Source organism: Pseudomonas sp. 2VD, from assembly GCF_005503585.1.
Taxonomy (GTDB): domain Bacteria; phylum Pseudomonadota; class Gammaproteobacteria; order Pseudomonadales; family Pseudomonadaceae; genus Pseudomonas; species Pseudomonas aeruginosa.
In genome coordinates, this window is the sequence record NZ_SCND01000091.1 from 1 (window position 1) to 17,314 (window position 17,314).

Genomic DNA, 17,314 nt, shown 5'->3' on the forward strand with positions numbered 1-17,314 from the left:
GGTGCAGCGGCTGCGCCTGGGGAACAGCGTCGCGCTGCGCGGCAACGGGCTGCTCAACCTGGGCCTGGCGCTCCTCGCGCTGGCGGCCCTGGCCTACCTGCAACTGCGCAAGCCGGTGTACCAGGAAGAACCCTTCGAGCTGTTCCTGGTCCTGCTGGTGATCGGCGCCTGGGCCGCCGCCGGCCTCGCCCAGTGGCGCTACCCGCTACGCGCCTGGGCCGCGCCGCTGCTGGCGAGCTGGGTGCTGATCGCGCTGCTGCCGGCAGCGATGCCCAACCATGTGGTGCAGAACAAGACCCCCGACCTGTTCGTCGCCGAACACCTCGACGAACTGACCGGCGCCCGCCATCTGCTGAGCAACGACCTCGGCGCCGCCTCGGCCCTCGCCTGGCGCCTGCGCCGTAGCGACGTGACGCTCTACGACACGCGCGGCGAGCTGAAGTACGGCCTCTCCTACCCCGAGCACAGCCAGCGCAGCGTGCCCTTGGCAGACATCCGCCAGTGGCTCTGGCGGGCACGCCAGGACGGCTCGGTTGCCGTGCTGCTGCGGATCAACAGCGCCAGCGACCGCTACCAGCTGGCGCTGTTGCCGGGCGACGGCGAACGCTACCGGAACGGCAACCTGGTCCTGGCGATCCTGCCGCAGGTGCGCCCATGAGCGCCGCGCTGCTGCTCGCCACCCTGCTCATGACCGGCCTCGGCCAGGTTGCGCAGAAGCTCACCGTGGAGCACTGGCACCTGGTCGCCGCCGACGGCTGGACGGCGCGCCTGCGCAGTCCGTGGCCGTGGCTGGCGCTGCTCGCCCTCGGGCTCGGCCTGCTCTGCTGGCTGCTGCTCCTGCAACGGGTGGAAGTCGGCAGCGCCTATCCGATGCTGGCGCTGAACTTCGTCCTGGTCACCCTGGCGGCACGCTTCGTCTTCGATGAGCCGGTGGATCGCCGCCACCTCGCCGGCCTGTTGCTGATCGTCGCCGGCGTGGCCCTGCTCGGGAGGAGCGCATGAACGCGCTACGCGGCTGGCTGGCGGCCCTGGGCAGCATGCTGCTGGCCAGCGCCGCCCAGCTCGGCATGCGCTGGGGCATGAGCCGCCTGCCGCTACCGGAAGCCTGGGCCGGGCAAACGCCGGAGCGCGCCGCGCTGCTCGCGGTAGCCCTGGCGGTGGCGGCCTACGCCGCCTCCCTGCTGTGCTGGCTGGCCGCCCTGCGCCACCTGCCGCTGGGCCGCGCCTACAGCCTGTTGAGCGCCAGCTACGCGCTGGTCTACCTGCTGGCGGCGAGCCTGCCGGCGTTCGATGAAACCTTCAGTACCAGCAAGACCCTGGGCGTAGGCCTGGTGGTGCTCGGCGTGTTGACCGTCAACGCCCGCCGCACCGCTGCCGCGCCCGCGCATCATCCGTCGAGGAAAGCACCATGAAGATCAGCGTATTCGGCAGTGGCTATGTAGGACTGGTGCAGGCCGCCGTCCTCGCCGAAGTGGGCCACGATGTACTGTGCATGGACATCGACCGGAACAAGGTCGAACGCCTCGCGCAGGGCCTCGCCAGCATCTACGAACCCGGGCTCGACGCCTTGCTGCGCGAAGGCCTGGACAGCGGCCGCCTGCGTTTCAGCAGCGATGCGCGCCTGGCCGTGGAACACGGCCGGGTGCAGTTCATCGCGGTCGGCACCCCGCCTGGCGAGGACGGCGCGGCCGATCTCGGCGCGGTCTTCGCGGTGGCCGATGCCATCGCCGAGCATCGCCGCAAGCCCGTCATCGTGGTGGAGAAATCGACCGTCCCGGTAGGCACCGGCGACCGCCTGCGCGCGCACATCGAGCGGCGCCTGGAAGCCGACGGACGCGAGCTGGAATTCGAGATCGTCTCCAACCCGGAATTCCTCAAGGAAGGCTCCGCCGTCGCCGACTGCCGACGCCCGGACCGCATCGTGGTCGGCTGCGACAACGAAGAGGTGCGCCAGGTGATGCGCGAACTCTACGAGCCGTTCAACCGCAACCACGACCGCATGCTGTTCATGGGCCTGCGCAGCGCCGAACTGACCAAGTACGCGGCGAACGGCATGCTGGCGACCAAGATCAGCTTCATCAACCAGATCGCCGAACTGGCCGAACACCTCGGCGCCGACATCGAGGCGGTGCGCCAGGGCATCGGCGCCGACCCGCGGATCGGCTACCACTTCATCTACCCCGGCTGCGGCTACGGCGGCTCCTGCTTCCCCAAGGACATGCGCGCGCTGATCCACAGCGCCGAGCAGGCGCATTGCTCCAGCGACCTGTTGCAGGCAGTGGAAGCGATCAACCGGCGGCAGAAGCACAAGCTGTTCGAACGCATCCGGGTGTTCTACGACGGCGACCTGCGCGGCAAGACCTTCGCCCTCTGGGGCCTGGCCTTCAAGCCGAACACCGACGACATGCGCGACGCGCCCAGCCGCGAACTGATGGAAGCGCTCTGGCGCCACGGCGCGCAGGTGCGCGCCTACGATCCCGAAGCCATGCAGGAAACCCAGCGGCTCTATGGCCACGACGAACGCCTGAGCCTGATGGGCACCCCCGAGGCGACCCTGGGAGGCGCCGATGCACTGGTCATCTGCACCGAGTGGCAGCAATTCAAGGCACCGGATTTCGAGCTGCTCAAGGAGCGCCTGAAGGCCCCGGTGATCTTCGACGGGCGCAACCTCTACGACCCCGAGCGCATGGCCCGCCACGGCTTCCACTACTACCCGATGGGACGCGGGCAGTCCTGCTCGTTGCCGATCAACGAGGCCAGCCTCGCACAGGAAGATGGCCTGCGCCTGTTGCGCCAGGCCTGAGGCCGCCCCAGGTCGGATCGACCGCTGGGGCGAATAACCGCTGCGGTTATCCGCCGGTTCGCCGGAGTATCGGCGGATAACGCCTGCGGCGTTATTCGCCCTACCCCCTGCCACGTAGCTCAGGTGGCGTAGGGCGCATGACCGCCTCGCGGCTATCCGCCAGCCGCCGGTTCCCGCGAGGACGAGGTCCCCAGCGCCAGCCCCGGCTCGGCGCCGCGCTTGAGCACGGCGTAGAGCAGCCCGGTAAGCAGGCTGCCGGCGACGATCGCCAGCAGGTACGCCAGGGCGTGGTTGATCGCGTTGGGCACCAGCATCACGAACAACCCGCCGTGAGGCGCCTGCAACTTGCAGCCGAAGTACATCGACAGGGCGCCGGTCAGCGCGCCGCCGGCGATGCTCGCCGGGATCACCCGCAGCGGGTCCTTGGCGGCGAACGGGATGGCGCCTTCGGAGATGAAGCACAGCCCCAGCACCGAGGCTGCCTTGCCGGCCTGCCGCTCGCTCTCGGCGAACTTGCGCCGCGCCAGCAGGGTCGCCAGGCCCATGCCGATCGGCGGCACCATGCCCGCCGCCATCACCGCCGCCATCGGCGCGTAGCTGTGCGACGAGAGCAGGCCGACGGAAAAGGCGTAGGCGGCCTTGTTGACCGGTCCGCCGAGGTCGACGCACATCATCCCGCCGAGCAGCAGGCCGAGGAGGATGGCATTGGAGGTACCCATGCCGTCGAGGAACCCGGTCAGAGCCGCGAGCATCCCGGCCACCGGCTTGCCGACCACGTAGAGCATCAGCAGGCCGGTGACCAGGCTGGCCAGCAACGGGATGACCAGGATCGGCTTCAGCGCTTCCAGGCTCGCCGGCAGCCTCAGCCCGTGGCTGATGGCCCGCGCCGCATAGCCGGCGATGAAGCCGGCGACTATCCCGCCGATGAACCCGGCGCCGAGGGTCCCGGCGAGCAGGCCGCCGAGCATGCCCGGCGCCAGGCCCGGGCGGTCGGCGATGGAATAGGCGATGTAGCCGGCGAGCACCGGCACCATCAGGACGAAAGCCGTGTCGCCGACCGTCCTCAGCACCGCCGCCAGGCTGCCCGGCTGCTTGTAGGCATCGATGCCGAAGGCCAGCGACAGGGCGATCAGCAGGCCGCCCGCGACCACCATCGGCAACATGAACGACACCCCGGTCAGCAGGTGCTTGTACACCCCGCGCTTCTCGTCCCTGGCGACCACCGCGCTGGCTGCGCCCGCGCTCTCGACCTGCCCTTCCGCCAGCGCCCGCTCGAGCGTCGCGCGGGCCTGCTTGAGGGCCACGCCGGTGCCGCAACGGTAGATCTTCTTGCCGGCGAAACGGGCCGTGTCCACGTCGATGTCGGCGGCCAGCAGGACCACGTCGGCGGCGGCGATGTCCGCCGGGTCGAGCGGGTTGCGCGCGCCGACCGAGCCCTGGGTCTCGACCTGCAACGCGAAGCCCAGTTGCCCCGCCGCGAGCTGCAACGCCTCGGCGGCCATGAAGGTATGCGCCACGCCGGTCGGACAGGCGGTCACCGCGACGATCCGCGGTGCCGCTCCGGCCTCCGGCGCAACCAGGCCGGCCTCGTCCCCGGCGACCTCCACGCTCGCCAGGGCGGCGGCCCGCTGGAGGAAGGCGCGCGGATCGGCCAGCGCCTCGGCGGGACGCGCGCGATACACCGGCTTGCCGACGAAACGCGCCGCCGCCAGCGGCTCGACGCCGACCAGCAGGACCCAGTCGGCTTCGGCGATCTGTTCGGCGCTCAGTTCGCCCTCGGGCCTCGACCCGGCATTCGCCTCGACGCAGGTTTCCCAGCCCAGGCGCTCGGCGGCGCCCCGCAGCAGGCGCGCGGCGAGCACGCTGGTGACCTGTCCGCCAGGGCAGGCGGTGACGATCGCTAGTTTCATCTCAGGCCTCCTCGACCAATGGCTGCACCACGACGCCCGCTTCGATCCGCGCCAGGCGCTGCGGATCGCCGATGCCGAACTCGAACTGGGTCACCGCCAGGCTGGCGATGGCGGTGGCCTGACGCAGCACCCGCTCGGCCGGCCAGCCGCTGGCCAGGCCGTGCAGCATGCCGGCCAGCAGGGAATCGCCGGCGCCCACCGTGCTGGCCACTTCCACCGCTGGCGGCCGCGCCTGCCAGGCACCCTCGGCGGCGAACCAGTTGACCCCCGCGGCGCCCTGGGAAATCACCACCTGGCCTACCCCGTCATGGCGCAGGCGTTCGGCCGCCTGGCGCTGTGCGGCCAGGTCGTCCATCGGCGCCGAGCAGAGGTCGGCCAGTTCCTCGACGTTCGGCTTGATCATCCACGGCGCAGCCTTCACACCTTCGCGCAGGGCCGCGCCGCTGCTGTCGAAGGCGACCTTCAGGCCGAGGCGCCGCAAGCGCCGCAGCAGTTCGCCCAGCCACTCCGGCTCGACGCCGCGCGGCAGGCTGCCGGCGACCACCGCCAGCTCGTGCTCTCCGGCAAGCCGGTCGAGGCGTTCGAGCAACGCCGCCTGGGCTCGCTCGTCGGCCTCCGGGCCCGGCCCGTTGAGGTCGCTGACGCGCCCGCCGCGCTCGGCCAGCTTGATGTTGCTGCGGGTTTCGCCAGGCACCCGGACGAACGCATCGGCGAAGCCACGACGCTGGAACATGGCGGTGAACGGCGGCTGGTTGTCTTCGCCGAGGAAGCCGCTGACCGTCAACCGATGGCCGAGGTCGGCAAGCACCTGGGCGACGTTCAGGCCCTTGCCGGCGGCCTGGGTCAGCACCGCCTCGCTGCGGTTAACCGCCCCCAGTTCCAGCTGGCGCAGGCGCACGGTGAGGTCCAGCGCCGGGTTCAGGGTAATCGTCAGGATCCGCGCCATTACTGCACCTCCGCTTCCACCAGGGCCCGGACCTCGGCGGCGCTCGCCAGGCCCAGGGCTTTGCGGGCCAGGCCGCGCGCAGCGACCAGCTGCAGTTCGCGCACGCCGGCCTTGACCAGGGCGATGCTGCGCGCCGAGACGCTCAGCTCGTCCACTCCCAGGCCGACCAGCAGCGGCAACGCCAGCGGGTCGGCCGCCAGTTCGCCGCAGACGCCGACCCACTTGCCCTCGGCGTGGGCGGCGCGGACGGTCATGTCGATCAGTTGCAGCACCGCCGGATGCAGGCCGTCGGCCTGGGCCGAAAGACTCGGGTGGCCGCGATCGATAGCCAGGGTGTACTGGGTCAGGTCGTTGGTGCCGACGCTGAAGAAATCCACCTCGCGGGCCAGCACCGGCGCGAGCAACGCCGCCGAGGGCACCTCGACCATGATCCCCAGTTGCAGGTCGGCCAGCGGGATTTCCTCGCGCAGGCGCAGCGCCAGGTCACGCGCCTGGCGCCATTCGTCGAGGCTGCCGACCATCGGGAACATCACCCGCAGCGGCCGCTCCCCGGCGGCGCGGAACAGCGCGCGCAACTGGGTCTCGAGGATCTGCGGTCGCTGCAGGGTCAGGCGGATACCGCGCAGGCCCAGATAGGGATTCTCTTCGTGGGGAATCGGCCAGTACGGCAGCGGCTTGTCCCCGCCGACATCCAGGGTCCGCGCCACCAGCGGACGTCCGTCGAGGGCGTCGAGCACCCGACGGTATTCCGCTTCCTGGGTCGCCAGGTCCGGCGCGCGGGCGTTGTTCATGAAGACGAACTCGGTGCGCAGCAGGCCAACGCCCTCGGCGCCCAGCTCCACCGCGCGCGCGGCGCCGGCGGTGTCGCCAAGGTTGGCGCAGACTTCCACCGCGTGGCCGTCGCGGGTCCGCGCAGGCTCCAGACGCTGCGCGTCGGCGCGGGCCTGGCGCTGCTGGCGGGCGTCGCGCTCGGCGGCGGCCTGCTGCAACTGTTCGGTGCTCGGCGCCACCTGCAGCCAGCCGTGCTCGCCATCCAGCAGCAGTGCCGTGCCCGGCTCCAGGCCGAGCACCGCCGCGCCGGCGCCGACCAATGCCGGAATGCCGAGGGCGCGGGCGATGATCGCGCTGTGCGAAGTGGCGCCGCCGCGCGCCGTGAGGATGCCGGCGACCCGCTGGGCGTCGAGGCGGGCGACATCGGAGGGGCCGACCTCGTCCATCACCAGGATGTACGGCTGCTCCGGCTCGCGCGGCGCCTCCACCCCGCAGAGCCTGGCCAGCACCCGCCGGCCGAGGTCGCGGAGGTCGGCGGCGCGCTCGGCGAGCAAGGTGTCGTGCAGCGCCTCCTGCTGCGCCGCGCTGTCTTCCACTACCCGACTCCAGGCCGCTTCGGCGCTTTCGCCGCGATTCAGGCGCAGTTGCACCTGCTCGGCCAGTTCCGGATCGTCGAGCATCTCCCGGTGGGTGACGAAAATCTCGCGGATCGCCTTCACCGTGCTGCGTTCGACCAGGCCGACGATCTCCTCGTCCACCGCCCGCTTGGCCCGCAGCAGGCGCTCGCGTTCATGGGCCGGCGACTCGCCACGCGGCTGGAACTCGAAGCGCTGCGCCACCTGGACATGCGCCGGACCACTGGCGATGCCCGGCGACGCGGCGATCGCCTGCAGGCGCTCGCCGGCGCGCAGCGGCGCCGGCCGGGCATCCTCTTCCGCCTCGCCGACGGCATCGGGCAAGGCCTCCTCCGCCAGCGCTTCGACCTCCTCGCCGAGCCCCTCGCGCACCGCGGCCAGCAAGGCTGGCAGCGCGTCCTCGGCGATCGCCGGCTCGGCGCTGAACTCCAGCGTCTGGCCGCGTCGCGCGCCGAGGGCGAGCAGCTTGCTCAGGCTCTTCGCCGAGACGGGGGCCGCCTCGCTGTCGGCCAGGCGTACCCGGATCTCGCCGGCGAAGCCCTTGGCCAGCTGCGCCAGCGCCTGCGCCGGGCGGGCATGCAGGCCATGCGGGTTGGCCAGGACCGCTCGCGCGCTGGGCCAGTCCGGCGGCAGCTCGCCACCGAGCGCCGCGAGTACGCTGCGGCTGCTGGTGGCGCGCACCAGCTCGGCGCCACGCCCTTCCAGCAACAGGTCGCACAGGCGTTCGAGCAGCGCCTGGTGCGCTTCGCCCAGGCTGGCCAGGCAGAACAGCCCGGTGACCGGTTGCCCCTGGTGCTGCAACGGTTGCGCCGGAGTGACGAAGGCCAGCCCGGGGCGCTTCACCAATTGTTCGCTGTGCAACCAGCACAGCCCGTCGCCCAGCGGCAACGGTTCGGTCTGCTGGAGCACGGCGGCGAAGCCGTTCTCCACGCAGCCGGCCTTCTTCAACAGGCGCGCGCCGAGCCAGGCCAGTTCGTCGAGGTCCTCGGCGTTCTGGCCGAGGCCGACCAGTTGTGCGTCCAGCGCCAGTTCCTGCGGCGCGCCCTGCAACAGGCCGAGGACTTCCTCGGCGCTGGCGGCCGCGCTCAGCGCCGGTCCCAGGTCGGCCTCGCCGAGGGCGCGGGTGAGCAATTGCAGGAGCTGCAGGTGTTCGTCGGACTTCGCCGCGATGCCGATGGCCAGGTAGACCTGCTGGCCATCGCCCCAGTCCACTCCCTCGGGGAATTGCAGCAGGCGCACACCGGTGCTGAAGACCAGCTCGCGGGTATCCGGGGTCCCATGGGGTATGGCGATGCCCTGGCCGAGGTAGGTGGAGCCTTGTGCCTCGCGCGCCTTCAGGCCCTCGGCATAGCCGGGCGCGGCCAGGCCGTCGGCGACCAGCGCCGCGCCGAGCAGGCGCAGGGCTTCGGCCTTGTCCGCGGCGCGCTGGCCCATGCGGATCTGCCGGGTATCGAGTTCGAGCATGGAAACCTCCTCAGGAGCGAACGGCTCCCCGTCTCACGTCCGGATCGTCCCGCCGCGCCGAGGCGCGGGCGCGGGATGTGCCGGCGGTAGCGGAAAGCGGCTCGCGGGAGCCTTCCGTACAGCCTGGGGCGGTGATCCGCTTGTTGTCATTGACCTGCCATAGCGTAGGCGGCGCCGCGTTCGGGCTGCGCGAGGCAGCCTGGGGCAGGGGCGCCGGCTTCGCCGGAATCTTTTGCTGAATCGATTCACTTAATTAAATTGGCACGTTACCCGATAATGATTGATCCTTGAAGCCCAACTTGTCGTCGCCTCCAGTAGAGATCGGTTTGAAACTCAGTGATATCGCCCGCCTGGCCGGGGTCTCGGTGACCACCGCCAGCTACGTCATCAATGGCAAGGCCGCCCAGCGGCGCATCAGCGCCGCCACCGTCGAGCGCGTGCTTGCCGTGGTCGAGGAACACGGCTACCAGCCGGACCAGCAGGCCGCCGGCCTGCGCCGCGGGCAGACCCGCACCCTCGGCTTCATCCTCCCGGACCTGGAAAACCCCAGCTACGCCCGCCTCGCCAAGCAACTCGAACAAGGCGCCCGGGCGCGCGGCTACCAGTTGCTGATCGCCTGCTCCGACGACGAGCCGGAGACCGAGCGCCAGGTGGTCAACCTGTTCCGCGCGCGCCGCTGCGACGCGCTGATCGTCGCCAGTTGCCTGCCGGCCGGGGATGATACCCATGCCCGGCTGGTCGCCGAAGGCCTGCCGGTGGTGGCCATCGACCGCCAGCTCGACCCGCAGCGCTTCGCCTCGGTGATCAGCGATGACCAGGACGCCGCGCGCCGCCTCACCGAAACCCTGTTGCAACCGGCGCCGCGCCATATCGCCCTGCTCGGCGCGCGGGCGGACCTGATCATCAGCCACGACCGCGCCGCCGGCTTCCGCCAGGCGCTGAAGGACTTCCGCGGCGAGGTCATCGTCGAGCATGCCGAGGTGTTCAGCCGCGAGTGCGGACGCCGCCTGATGGAGCAATTGCTCGAGCGCCTGGGCTACCTGCCCGACGCCCTGGTGACCACTGCCTATGTACTCCTCGAAGGCGTCTTCGATGTGTTCCAGGCGCGCGCCGACGGTTGGCCCGAAGGCTTGCGGGTGGCGACCTTCGGCGACACCCAGTTGCTCGACTTCGTGCCGCTGAAGGTCAACTCGATCTACCAGCAGCACGCGCTGATCGCCGCCAACGCCCTCGAACTGGCGCTCCGCGCGGTCGAGGAGAACGACTACCGGCCGGGCCTGCACGCCGTCCCCCGGCAACTCAAGCTGCGCGACTGAGCCGGCCGCCATGCGCCTGGTCGACACCCACAACCACCTCGACTTCCCGGACTTCGACGCCGACCGCGCCGCGCTGCTGCAACGCAGCCGCGCGCTGGGGGTCGAGCGCCAGGTGGTGCTCGGCGTCTACCGCGAGAACTGGCAACGGGTCTGGGACCTGGCGCAGGCCGAGGATGGCCTGTACGCGGCGCTCGGCCTGCACCCCGTCTACCTGGCGCGGCACCGCCCGCAGCACCTGGACGACCTGCGCCAGTGGCTGCAACGCCTGCGCGGCGAGACGAAGCTCTGCGCGGTCGGCGAGATCGGCCTGGACTATTACCTGGAACACCTCGACCGCGACGCCCAGCAGGCGCTGTTCGAGGCCCAACTGCGGCTGGCCGCGGAATTCCGCCTGCCGGCGCTGATCCACGTGCGCCGCGCCCACGCGGCGACCATCGCCACCCTCAAGCGCATCCGCCTGGAGCGCCGCGGCATCATCCATGCCTTCGCCGGCAGCCGCGAGGAAGCCCGCGAGTACCTCAAGCTCGGCTTCCGCCTCGGCCTCGGCGGCGCGCCGACCTGGCCGCAGGCCAACCGCCTGCGCAAGGTGGCGGCGGAGCTGCCGGCCGAGGCCATCGTGCTGGAAACCGATGCGCCGGACATGGCGCCATCGATGCATCCCGGCCAGCGCAACAGTCCGGAGCACCTGCCGGACATCTGCCGCGCCCTCGCCGAGCTGCGCGGGGTCGACGCCGAGGAACTGGCGGCGAGCAGCAGCCGCAACGCCGCCGAGCTGTTCGGCTGGGACTGATCAAGCGTCGCGCAGGACTTCCGGCGCCAGTTGCGGGTACGTCTCGCGCAACGCCTCCAGGCAGGCCGAAAGCTGCGCCGCTTCCTCCGGCAGGCGCCGGGCGAAGTCGCTCCAGCCTTGCAGACGCAATCGCCGGGGCATCGGCACCAGGCCGCTGATGGCGTCCCAGAAGGCATCCCAGTTGCATCCGTACCACGGCGGCAACGCCAGGGCCTCGCGCAGGCGTTCGTGCAAGCGCGCGGCGCTGTCCACGTCCGCCAGCTCGATGGCCAGGCTCGCCGCCCGGTTCAGTTCCTCGTCCATGGAGCCTCCGCCAGCAATGCGTCGCAACGCTCGCGCACGAACGCGCGCAAGAGGGTCACCGGACGGGTCAACTGAGCGCGGTGGGTACACAAGAGGTTCATCGGCGTCGCCTCGCCCTGCCACTCCGGCAGCAGCAGGCGCAGGCGCCCGGCGCGCACGTCCTCGGCCACGTCCAGCCAGGACTTGTAGACCAGCCCCTTGCCGGCCAGGGCCCAGCGCCGCACCACGTCGGCGTCGTCGCAGACACGGTCGCCGGCGACCGTCAGGGTCAGGCTGCGGCGGCCCCGCTGGAACGCCCAGCGGTCGTGTACCCGGCCGCCGAGTTGGTAGAGCAGGCAATTGTGCTCGCGCAGGTCGTCCGGCTGGCGCGGCTCGCCGCGCTCCGCCAGGTAGCCCGGCGCGGCGCAGAGCACTCGCCGGTTGTCCGGCGCCAGCGGCAGGGCGACCAGGCTGGAGTCGGCCGGTGCGCCGTAGCGGATCGCCACGTCCACCGGTTGCCGGTAGAGATCGGTCACCCGGTCGCCGAGCAGCAGGCGCAGGCTCAGTTGCGGATAGCGCGCCTGGAACTCGTCGAGCCATGGCAGCAGCAGGTTGCGGCCGAAGTCGGAGGGCGCGGAAAGCTGCAGTACCCCGGCGATCTGGTCCTTGCCGCCCTGCAGCAACCGGCGCCCCTCCTCCAGGCTGCGCAACGAGGCGCGGGCATGCAGGAGGAACGCGTCGCCCTCGGGAGTCAGGCGCAGGCTGCGGGTGGAGCGGGCGAACAGGCGTACCTCCAGCTCGCTTTCCAGGCGCTTCAGCGCCGCGCTGGCCACCGCCGGGGAAATCTCCAACTGGCGCGCGGCGGCGGACAACGAGCCGCTGTCGCTGGTGTGGACGAACACCTGGAGGTCGTCGTAACGCAGCATTTTCAAGATTCCTTTGAAAGAGTCTTCCCTGATAGCCTGTTTTTCAGCGATTTGAAATAGCCCATCCTGACTCCGCCCCATCGAAGGAACCCACCATGAGCACACCCCTCACCCTGATCGCCACCATCACCGCCGCCCCCGGCCACGCCGAGGCCCTGGAACGCGAATTGCGCGCCCTGGTCGCCCCGTCGCGCGCCGAGGCTGGTTGCCTGCAGTACGACCTGCATCAGGACCGCCACGACTCCCACCTGTTCTACATGATCGAGCAGTGGCGCGACGACGCCGCCCTGGAGCGGCACCAGAACACCGAACACTTCCTGCGCTTCAGCCGCGGCAACGAAGCCCTGCTGCAGAACGTGAAGATCGACCAACTCTATCGCCTCGCCTGAGGCCCGTTTCCCGGAGTTCCCATGAAAGCTGTCGGTTACTACCAATCCCTGCCCATCGACCATCCCGACGCCCTGCTCGACCTCGAACTGCCCGAGCCCACGCCGGGCCCACGCGACCTGCTGGTGGAGGTCCGCGCCATCTCGGTCAACCCGGTGGATACCAAGGTCCGCCAGCGCGCCCAGCCGGAAGCCGGCCAGGCCAAGGTGCTGGGCTGGGATGCGGCGGGCGTGGTGCGCGCGGTCGGCAGCGAGGTCAGCCTGTTCCGTCCTGGCGACCGGGTCTGGTACGCCGGGGACATCACCCGCCCCGGCAGCAACAGCGAGCTGCATCGGGTCGACGAGCGCATTGCCGGGCACCTGCCGAAAAGCCTCGACTTCGCCCAGGCCGCGGCCCTGCCGCTGACCACCATCACTGCCTGGGAACTGCTCTTCGAGCGCTTGCAGATCGCCGAAGGCAAGGCCGACCAGGGCCAGAGCCTGCTGGTGGTCGGCGCCGCCGGCGGGGTCGGTTCGATCCTGGTCCAACTGGCCCGGCAACTGACCGGCCTGAACGTGATCGGCACCGCCTCGCGCGCAGAGACCCAGGCCTGGGTCCGCGACCTCGGCGCGCACCATGTGATCGACCACGGCAAGCCGCTGGCCGAAGAGCTGAAGCGGATCGGCATCGCCGAGGTCAGCCACGTCGCCAGCCTGACCCACACCGACCAGCACCTCGAACAGATCGTCGCCGCGCTGCGCCCGCAAGGCCGCCTGGCGCTGATCGACGACCCGGCGTCGCTGGACATCGGCAAGCTGAAGCAGAAGAGCCTGTCGCTGCACTGGGAGTTCATGTACACCCGCTCGATGTTCCAGACCGACGACATGATCGAGCAGCACCGGCTGCTGGAGCGGGTCGCCGGGCTGATCGACGAAGGCGTGTTGAAGACCACCGTCGGCGAGCATTTCGGCCGCATCGACGCGGCCAACCTGCGCCGCGCCCACGCGCTGCTGGAGAGCGGCCGGGCCAAGGGCAAGATCGTTCTCGAAGGGTTCTGAACGGCAGGACCACGGGGCGCGGCGTTTTCCACCCTACCGCCGTGCCCCTGGCCTTTGCTATCCCGCCTTGCGCACCCTCAGCGCAGCCTCGATCTCGCCAAGGATCGTCGGGTCGTCGATGGTCGATGGCGCCGCGTAATCCTCGCCATCGGCGATCTTGCGCAGCACCGCGCGGAGGATCTTCCCGGAGCGGGTCTTCGGCAGCCGCTTGACCACCACCACCCGCTGGAAGCAGGCCAGCGCGCCGATCTGTTCGCGGACCAGCGCCACCAGCTCGCGCTGCAGTTGCTCGGCGGCGATCCCGGCATCGTCCTTGAGCACCACCAGGCCCAGCGGCACGTGGCCCTTGAGTTCGTCCCGCACGCCGATCACCGCGCACTCGGCAACCGCCTGGTGCTGCGCCACGCGTTCCTCCATCTCGCCGGTGGAGAGGCGATGCCCGGAAACGTTTATCACGTCGTCGGTGCGCCCCATGATGTAGACGAAGCCGTCCTCGTCGAGATAACCGCCGTCGCCGGTGTGGTAGTAGCCGGGATAGTTGCCCAGGTAGGCCTGCAGGTAGCGCGGGTGGTCGCCCCAGAGGGTCTGCGCGCAGCCCGGCGGCAACGGCAGGGCGATGACGATCGCGCCCTGGCGGTTCGCTCCCAGCGGCCGGCCTTCGTCGTCCAGCACCTGCACGTGGTAGCCGGGCACCGCGCGGTTGGTCGAACCGGCCCGCAGGTCGTGGCCGGCGATCCCGATGCAGGGCGCGGTCACCGGCCAGCCGGTCTCGGTCTGCCACCAGTGGTCGTGGACCGGCCGCCCGGTGTGCTCCTCCAGCCAGTGCTGGGTGCTGCTGTCGAGCTTCTCGCCGGCCAGGAACAGGTGGCGCAGCGAACTTAGGTCGTAGCGCTTCACCCGTTCGCCATGCGGGTCTTCCTTGCGGATCGCGCGGATCGCCGTCGGCGCGCAGAACAGGCTGTTCACCCTGTGCTCTTCGATCACCCGCCAGTAGGCGCCGGCGTCCGGCGTACGCACCGGCTTGCCTTCGTAGAACACCGTGGTACAGCCGCACATCAGCGGGCCGTAGACGATCAGCGAGTGGCCGACCACCCAGCCGACGTCGGAGATCCCCCACCAGACGTCGCCGGCCTGCATGCCGTAGATAGTGCGGACCGCGTAGCGCACCGCCACCGCGTGGCCACCGTTGTCGCGGACGATGCCCTTGGGCTTACCGGTGGTGCCCGAGGTGTACATGATGTACAGCGGATCGCCGCTGGCCACCGGCAGCGGATCGGCCGGCTCGGCGGCGGCGAGGCAGTCCTGCCAGTCCAGGTCGCGGCCCGGGTGGAGGCGCGCGAGCGCCTGCGGGCGTTGCCAGACCATGACGTGGGCAGGCTGGTGGATCGCCAGTTCGAGGGCCTTGTCCACCAGCGGCTTGTATTCGATCACCCGGTCGAACTCCAGCCCGCAGGAAGCGGTGAGCACCAGCTTCGGCGTGGCGTCGTCGATGCGCAGGGCCAGTTCGTAGGGAGCGAAGCCACCGAACACCACCGAATGCACCGCGCCCAGGCGCGCGCAGGCGAGCATCGCCATGGCCGCCTGCGGCACCATCGGCATGTAGATGATCACCCGGTCGCCCTTGCCGACCCCGAGGGCCCGCAGGGCGCCGGCCAGGCGCGCCACTTCGTCGCGCAGCCGCAGGTAGCTGTAGCGGTCCTGGGTGCCGGTCACCGGCGAGTCGTAGATCAGCGCGGTCTGTTCGCCGCGCCCCTCCTCGATCTGCCGGTCGAGGGCCAGGTAGGCGCTGTTCAGGCGGCCATCGGCGAACCAGCGATGGGTGCCGTCGGGCAGGCTTTCGAGGATATTCGCGGGCGCCTGGTACCAGGCCAGGGAACGGGCCTGTTCGGCCCAGAACGCGGCCGGCTCGGCGATCGAGCGGGCGTGCTGCTGCAGGTACGTCATGTTCCAGCCCTCTGATTGTTCTTATTAGGGATGAAGCAGTGAGTGAGCCTTGGAGTATGGGCGGGCGCCGGGCACCCGCCATCAACCTTTGGTCGTAGGGGTCAGTCCTTGCCGCGGTAGAGCTTCTGGATGCTGGAGAAGTCCAGCCCGTCGTGCTCGGCATCGGCCTGGGCGTGCAGGCTGAACAGGTTGCGCGCCAGCGCGCCGAGTGGCGTCGAGGCCTGCACCGCCTGGGCGTTGGCCAGCGCCAGGCCGAGGTCCTTGTTCATCAGGCGCACCTGGAAACCGCCGGCATAGCCGTTGCTCGCCGGCGCCTGCGGCATCACCCCGGGCCAGGGGTTGTAGAGGTTCAGCGCCCAGTTGCCGCCGGAACTCTGCTTCATCACCTCGGACAGCACCGCCGGATCGAGGCCGTTCTTCACCCCCAGCGCCAGGGCCTCGGCGGTGCCGGCCATGAGGATGCCGAGGAGCATGTTGTTGCAGATCTTCGCCACCTGACCGGCGCCGTGATCGCCGGCGTGGAAGATGTTCCGGCCCATGTTCTCGAGGATCGGCCGGGCCCGCGCGAAGCCTTCGGCGGGGCCGCCGACGATGAAGCTCAGGGTGCCGGCGCGGGCGCCGCCGACGCCGCCGGAAACCGGCGCGTCGAGCAGGGTCAGGCCCTTCGCCGCGGCGGCCTCGGCGACCTTGCGCGCGGTCTCCGGGGCGATGGTCGAGCAGTCGATCAGCAGGGGCTTGCCGGCGACCCGCGCGAGCAGGCCGTCGTCGCCGAGATACAGGCTTTCCACGTGCTGCCCGGCCGGCAGCATGCTGATCACCACTTCGGCGCCTTCGCAGCACTGCAAGGCGCTATCGGCGCCCTGCGCGCCCTGCTCGACCAGGCTCAGCACGGCCTTGGGCTGCAAGTCGAAGACATTCACCCGGTGGCCGGCCTTGAGCAGGTTGGCGGCCATCGGCCCACCCATGTTGCCCAGGCCGAGGAATGCGATGTCGGTCATCGGTCCGTCTCCCTTTCAGCGCATCTGGATCGAGAAGTTGGTCCCGGCCACGCTATCGCTGTCGAACCAGCGCGCGGTCACGGTCTTGGTCTCGGTGTAGAAGCGCACGCCCTGCTTGCCGTAGGCGTGCAGGTCGCCGTAGAACGAGCCCTTCCAACCGGTGAAGGAGAAGAACGGCAGCGGTACCGGAATCGGGATGTTGATGCCCACCTGGCCGACCTCGATGTGGTGCTGGAAGGTCCGCGCCGCGGCGCCGGAGCTGGTGAAGATCGAGGTGCCGTTGCCGTAGGGGCTTTCGTTGATCAGGCGGATCGCCTGCTCCAGGCTGTCGACCTCGGCCAGGCAGAGCACCGGGCCGAACACCTCTTCGCGGTAGATCGCCATGTCCGGGCGCACCCCGGCGAACAGCGTCGGGCCGACCCAGTTGCCGTCCGGGTATCCCTCGACCTTGTAGCCGCGGCCATCCAGCAGCAGTTGCGCGCCCTCCTCCACGCCCTGGCCGATCAGGCGCTCGATGCGCGCCTTGGCCTGCGGGTTGATCACCGGGCCGTAGCTGGCGCCGCTGTCGTCCCATGGGCCGGGGCGGACCTTGGCCAGCGCGTCGCGGATTTCCGGAATCCACTCGCGGGCGGCCCCCACCAGCACCGCCACCGAGATCGCCATGCAGCGCTGCCCGGCCGCGCCCACCGAGGCACCGACCAGGTTGCTGATGACCTGCGCCTTGTCCGCGTCGGGCATGATCACCATGTGGTTCTTCGCCCCGGCGAAGCTCTGCACGCGCTTATTGTGCGCGGTGCCGGTGTGGTAGACGTACTGGCCGACGGCGACCGAGCCGACGAAGGACACCGCCTTCACCTGCGGGTGCTTGAGCAACTGGTCGACCTGTTCCTTGCCGCCATGCACCACCTGCAGCACGCCCTTCGGCGCACCGGCCTCGAGGAACAGCTCGGCGAGCCGCACGCTGGTCAGCGGCACCTGCTCGGAAGGCTTGAGGATGAAGGCGTTGCCGCAGGCGATGGCCAGCGGGAACATCCACAGCGGGATCATCGCCGGGAAGTTGAACGGGGTGATGCCAACGCACACGCCCAGCGGCTGGGTGATGCTG

15 protein-coding genes and 1 pseudogene are annotated in these 17,314 nt (G+C 70.4%); 8 read left to right on the forward strand and 8 right to left on the reverse strand.

What is annotated here, in order from left to right; genetic code table 11:
• From FFS27_RS12735 to FFS27_RS12750, 4 genes and pseudogenes are all read left to right on the forward strand, one after another.
• Window positions 1-658 (forward strand): annotated as a pseudogene (locus FFS27_RS12735) (lipid IV(A) 4-amino-4-deoxy-L-arabinosyltransferase); the annotation flags it as partial.
• A complete protein-coding gene (locus FFS27_RS12740) occupies window positions 655-1,002 on the forward strand; it encodes an EamA family transporter (protein WP_003110471.1) in 348 nt (115 codons plus the stop codon). The pseudogene FFS27_RS12735 and the gene FFS27_RS12740, both read left to right, overlap by 4 nt.
• Window positions 999-1,412, forward strand: coding sequence for a 4-amino-4-deoxy-L-arabinose-phosphoundecaprenol flippase subunit ArnF (gene arnF / locus FFS27_RS12745; RefSeq protein WP_003124269.1), 414 nt, complete (start codon window positions 999-1,001; stop codon window positions 1,410-1,412). The genes FFS27_RS12740 and arnF overlap by 4 nt, the downstream gene beginning before the upstream one ends.
• Window positions 1,409-2,803 (forward strand): UDP-glucose 6-dehydrogenase, encoded by a 1,395-nt coding sequence (locus FFS27_RS12750; RefSeq protein WP_023095285.1) that lies wholly within the window; start codon window positions 1,409-1,411, stop codon window positions 2,801-2,803. Before arnF ends, FFS27_RS12750 begins: the two co-directional genes overlap by 4 nt.
• Before the next feature lie 152 nt (window positions 2,804-2,955).
• Here the strand turns inward: FFS27_RS12750 and FFS27_RS12755 are convergent, their stop codons facing one another.
• Genes FFS27_RS12755 through ptsP form a run of 3 tightly spaced genes read right to left on the reverse strand, consistent with a single transcriptional unit; the run spans window position 2,956 to window position 8,529 of the window.
• Entirely contained in the window at window positions 2,956-4,713 is a 1,758-nt protein-coding gene (locus FFS27_RS12755) for a PTS fructose-like transporter subunit IIB (protein ID WP_003130041.1), read from the reverse strand.
• 1 nt (window position 4,714) lies between these two features.
• Window positions 4,715-5,659, reverse strand: a complete 945-nt coding sequence (gene pfkB, locus FFS27_RS12760) for a 1-phosphofructokinase (RefSeq protein WP_023083376.1) — start codon at window positions 5,657-5,659, stop codon at window positions 4,715-4,717.
• Window positions 5,659-8,529: a phosphoenolpyruvate--protein phosphotransferase gene (gene ptsP / locus FFS27_RS12765; protein WP_023095283.1), complete on the reverse strand. Its 2,871-nt coding sequence runs from the start codon at window positions 8,527-8,529 to the stop codon at window positions 5,659-5,661. Before ptsP ends, pfkB begins: the two co-directional genes overlap by 1 nt.
• A 326-nt stretch (window positions 8,530-8,855) precedes the next feature.
• Between ptsP and cra the strand changes: the two genes are divergently transcribed.
• Together cra and FFS27_RS12775 are read left to right on the forward strand one after the other, a co-directional pair.
• Complete coding sequence (gene cra / locus FFS27_RS12770; RefSeq protein ID WP_003104372.1) at window positions 8,856-9,845, forward strand: catabolite repressor/activator; 990 nt, start codon at window positions 8,856-8,858, stop codon at window positions 9,843-9,845.
• Between the two features lie 10 nt (window positions 9,846-9,855).
• A complete protein-coding gene (locus tag FFS27_RS12775) occupies window positions 9,856-10,635 on the forward strand; it encodes a TatD family hydrolase (protein ID WP_003104370.1) in 780 nt (259 codons plus the stop codon).
• Here FFS27_RS12775 and FFS27_RS12780 read toward each other — a convergent pair whose 3' ends face one another.
• Entirely contained in the window at window positions 10,636-10,938 is a 303-nt protein-coding gene (locus tag FFS27_RS12780) for a barstar family protein (protein ID WP_003111769.1), read from the reverse strand.
• The gene (locus FFS27_RS12785; protein WP_003092132.1) at window positions 10,923-11,843 is read right to left on the reverse strand and encodes a LysR family transcriptional regulator; all 921 of its coding nucleotides are present in this window, start codon (window positions 11,841-11,843) and stop codon (window positions 10,923-10,925) included. Before FFS27_RS12785 ends, FFS27_RS12780 begins: the two co-directional genes overlap by 16 nt.
• 95 nt (window positions 11,844-11,938) lie before the next feature.
• Between FFS27_RS12785 and FFS27_RS12790 the strand changes: the two genes are divergently transcribed.
• Entirely contained in the window at window positions 11,939-12,232 is a 294-nt protein-coding gene (locus tag FFS27_RS12790; protein WP_003104358.1) for a putative quinol monooxygenase, read from the forward strand.
• 21 nt (window positions 12,233-12,253) lie between these two features.
• On the forward strand, window positions 12,254-13,267 hold the full coding sequence (locus tag FFS27_RS12795) for a zinc-binding alcohol dehydrogenase family protein (RefSeq protein ID WP_003092136.1): 1,014 nt from the start codon (window positions 12,254-12,256) through the stop codon (window positions 13,265-13,267).
• A 57-nt stretch (window positions 13,268-13,324) separates the two neighbouring features.
• On the opposite strand, the gene FFS27_RS12800 is transcribed toward FFS27_RS12795, so the two are convergent.
• The 3 genes from FFS27_RS12800 to mmsA all read right to left on the reverse strand — a co-directional run.
• On the reverse strand, window positions 13,325-15,211 hold the full coding sequence (locus FFS27_RS12800) for a propionyl-CoA synthetase (RefSeq protein ID WP_003092138.1): 1,887 nt from the start codon (window positions 15,209-15,211) through the stop codon (window positions 13,325-13,327).
• Window positions 15,212-15,312: 101 nt separating this feature from the next.
• Window positions 15,313-16,209, reverse strand: a complete 897-nt coding sequence (mmsB, locus tag FFS27_RS12805) for a 3-hydroxyisobutyrate dehydrogenase (protein WP_009877528.1) — start codon at window positions 16,207-16,209, stop codon at window positions 15,313-15,315.
• A 15-nt stretch (window positions 16,210-16,224) separates the two neighbouring features.
• Window positions 16,225-17,314 (reverse strand): CoA-acylating methylmalonate-semialdehyde dehydrogenase (gene mmsA, locus FFS27_RS12810; RefSeq protein ID WP_137952044.1); only part of this gene is annotated, 1,090 nt, incomplete at its 5' end.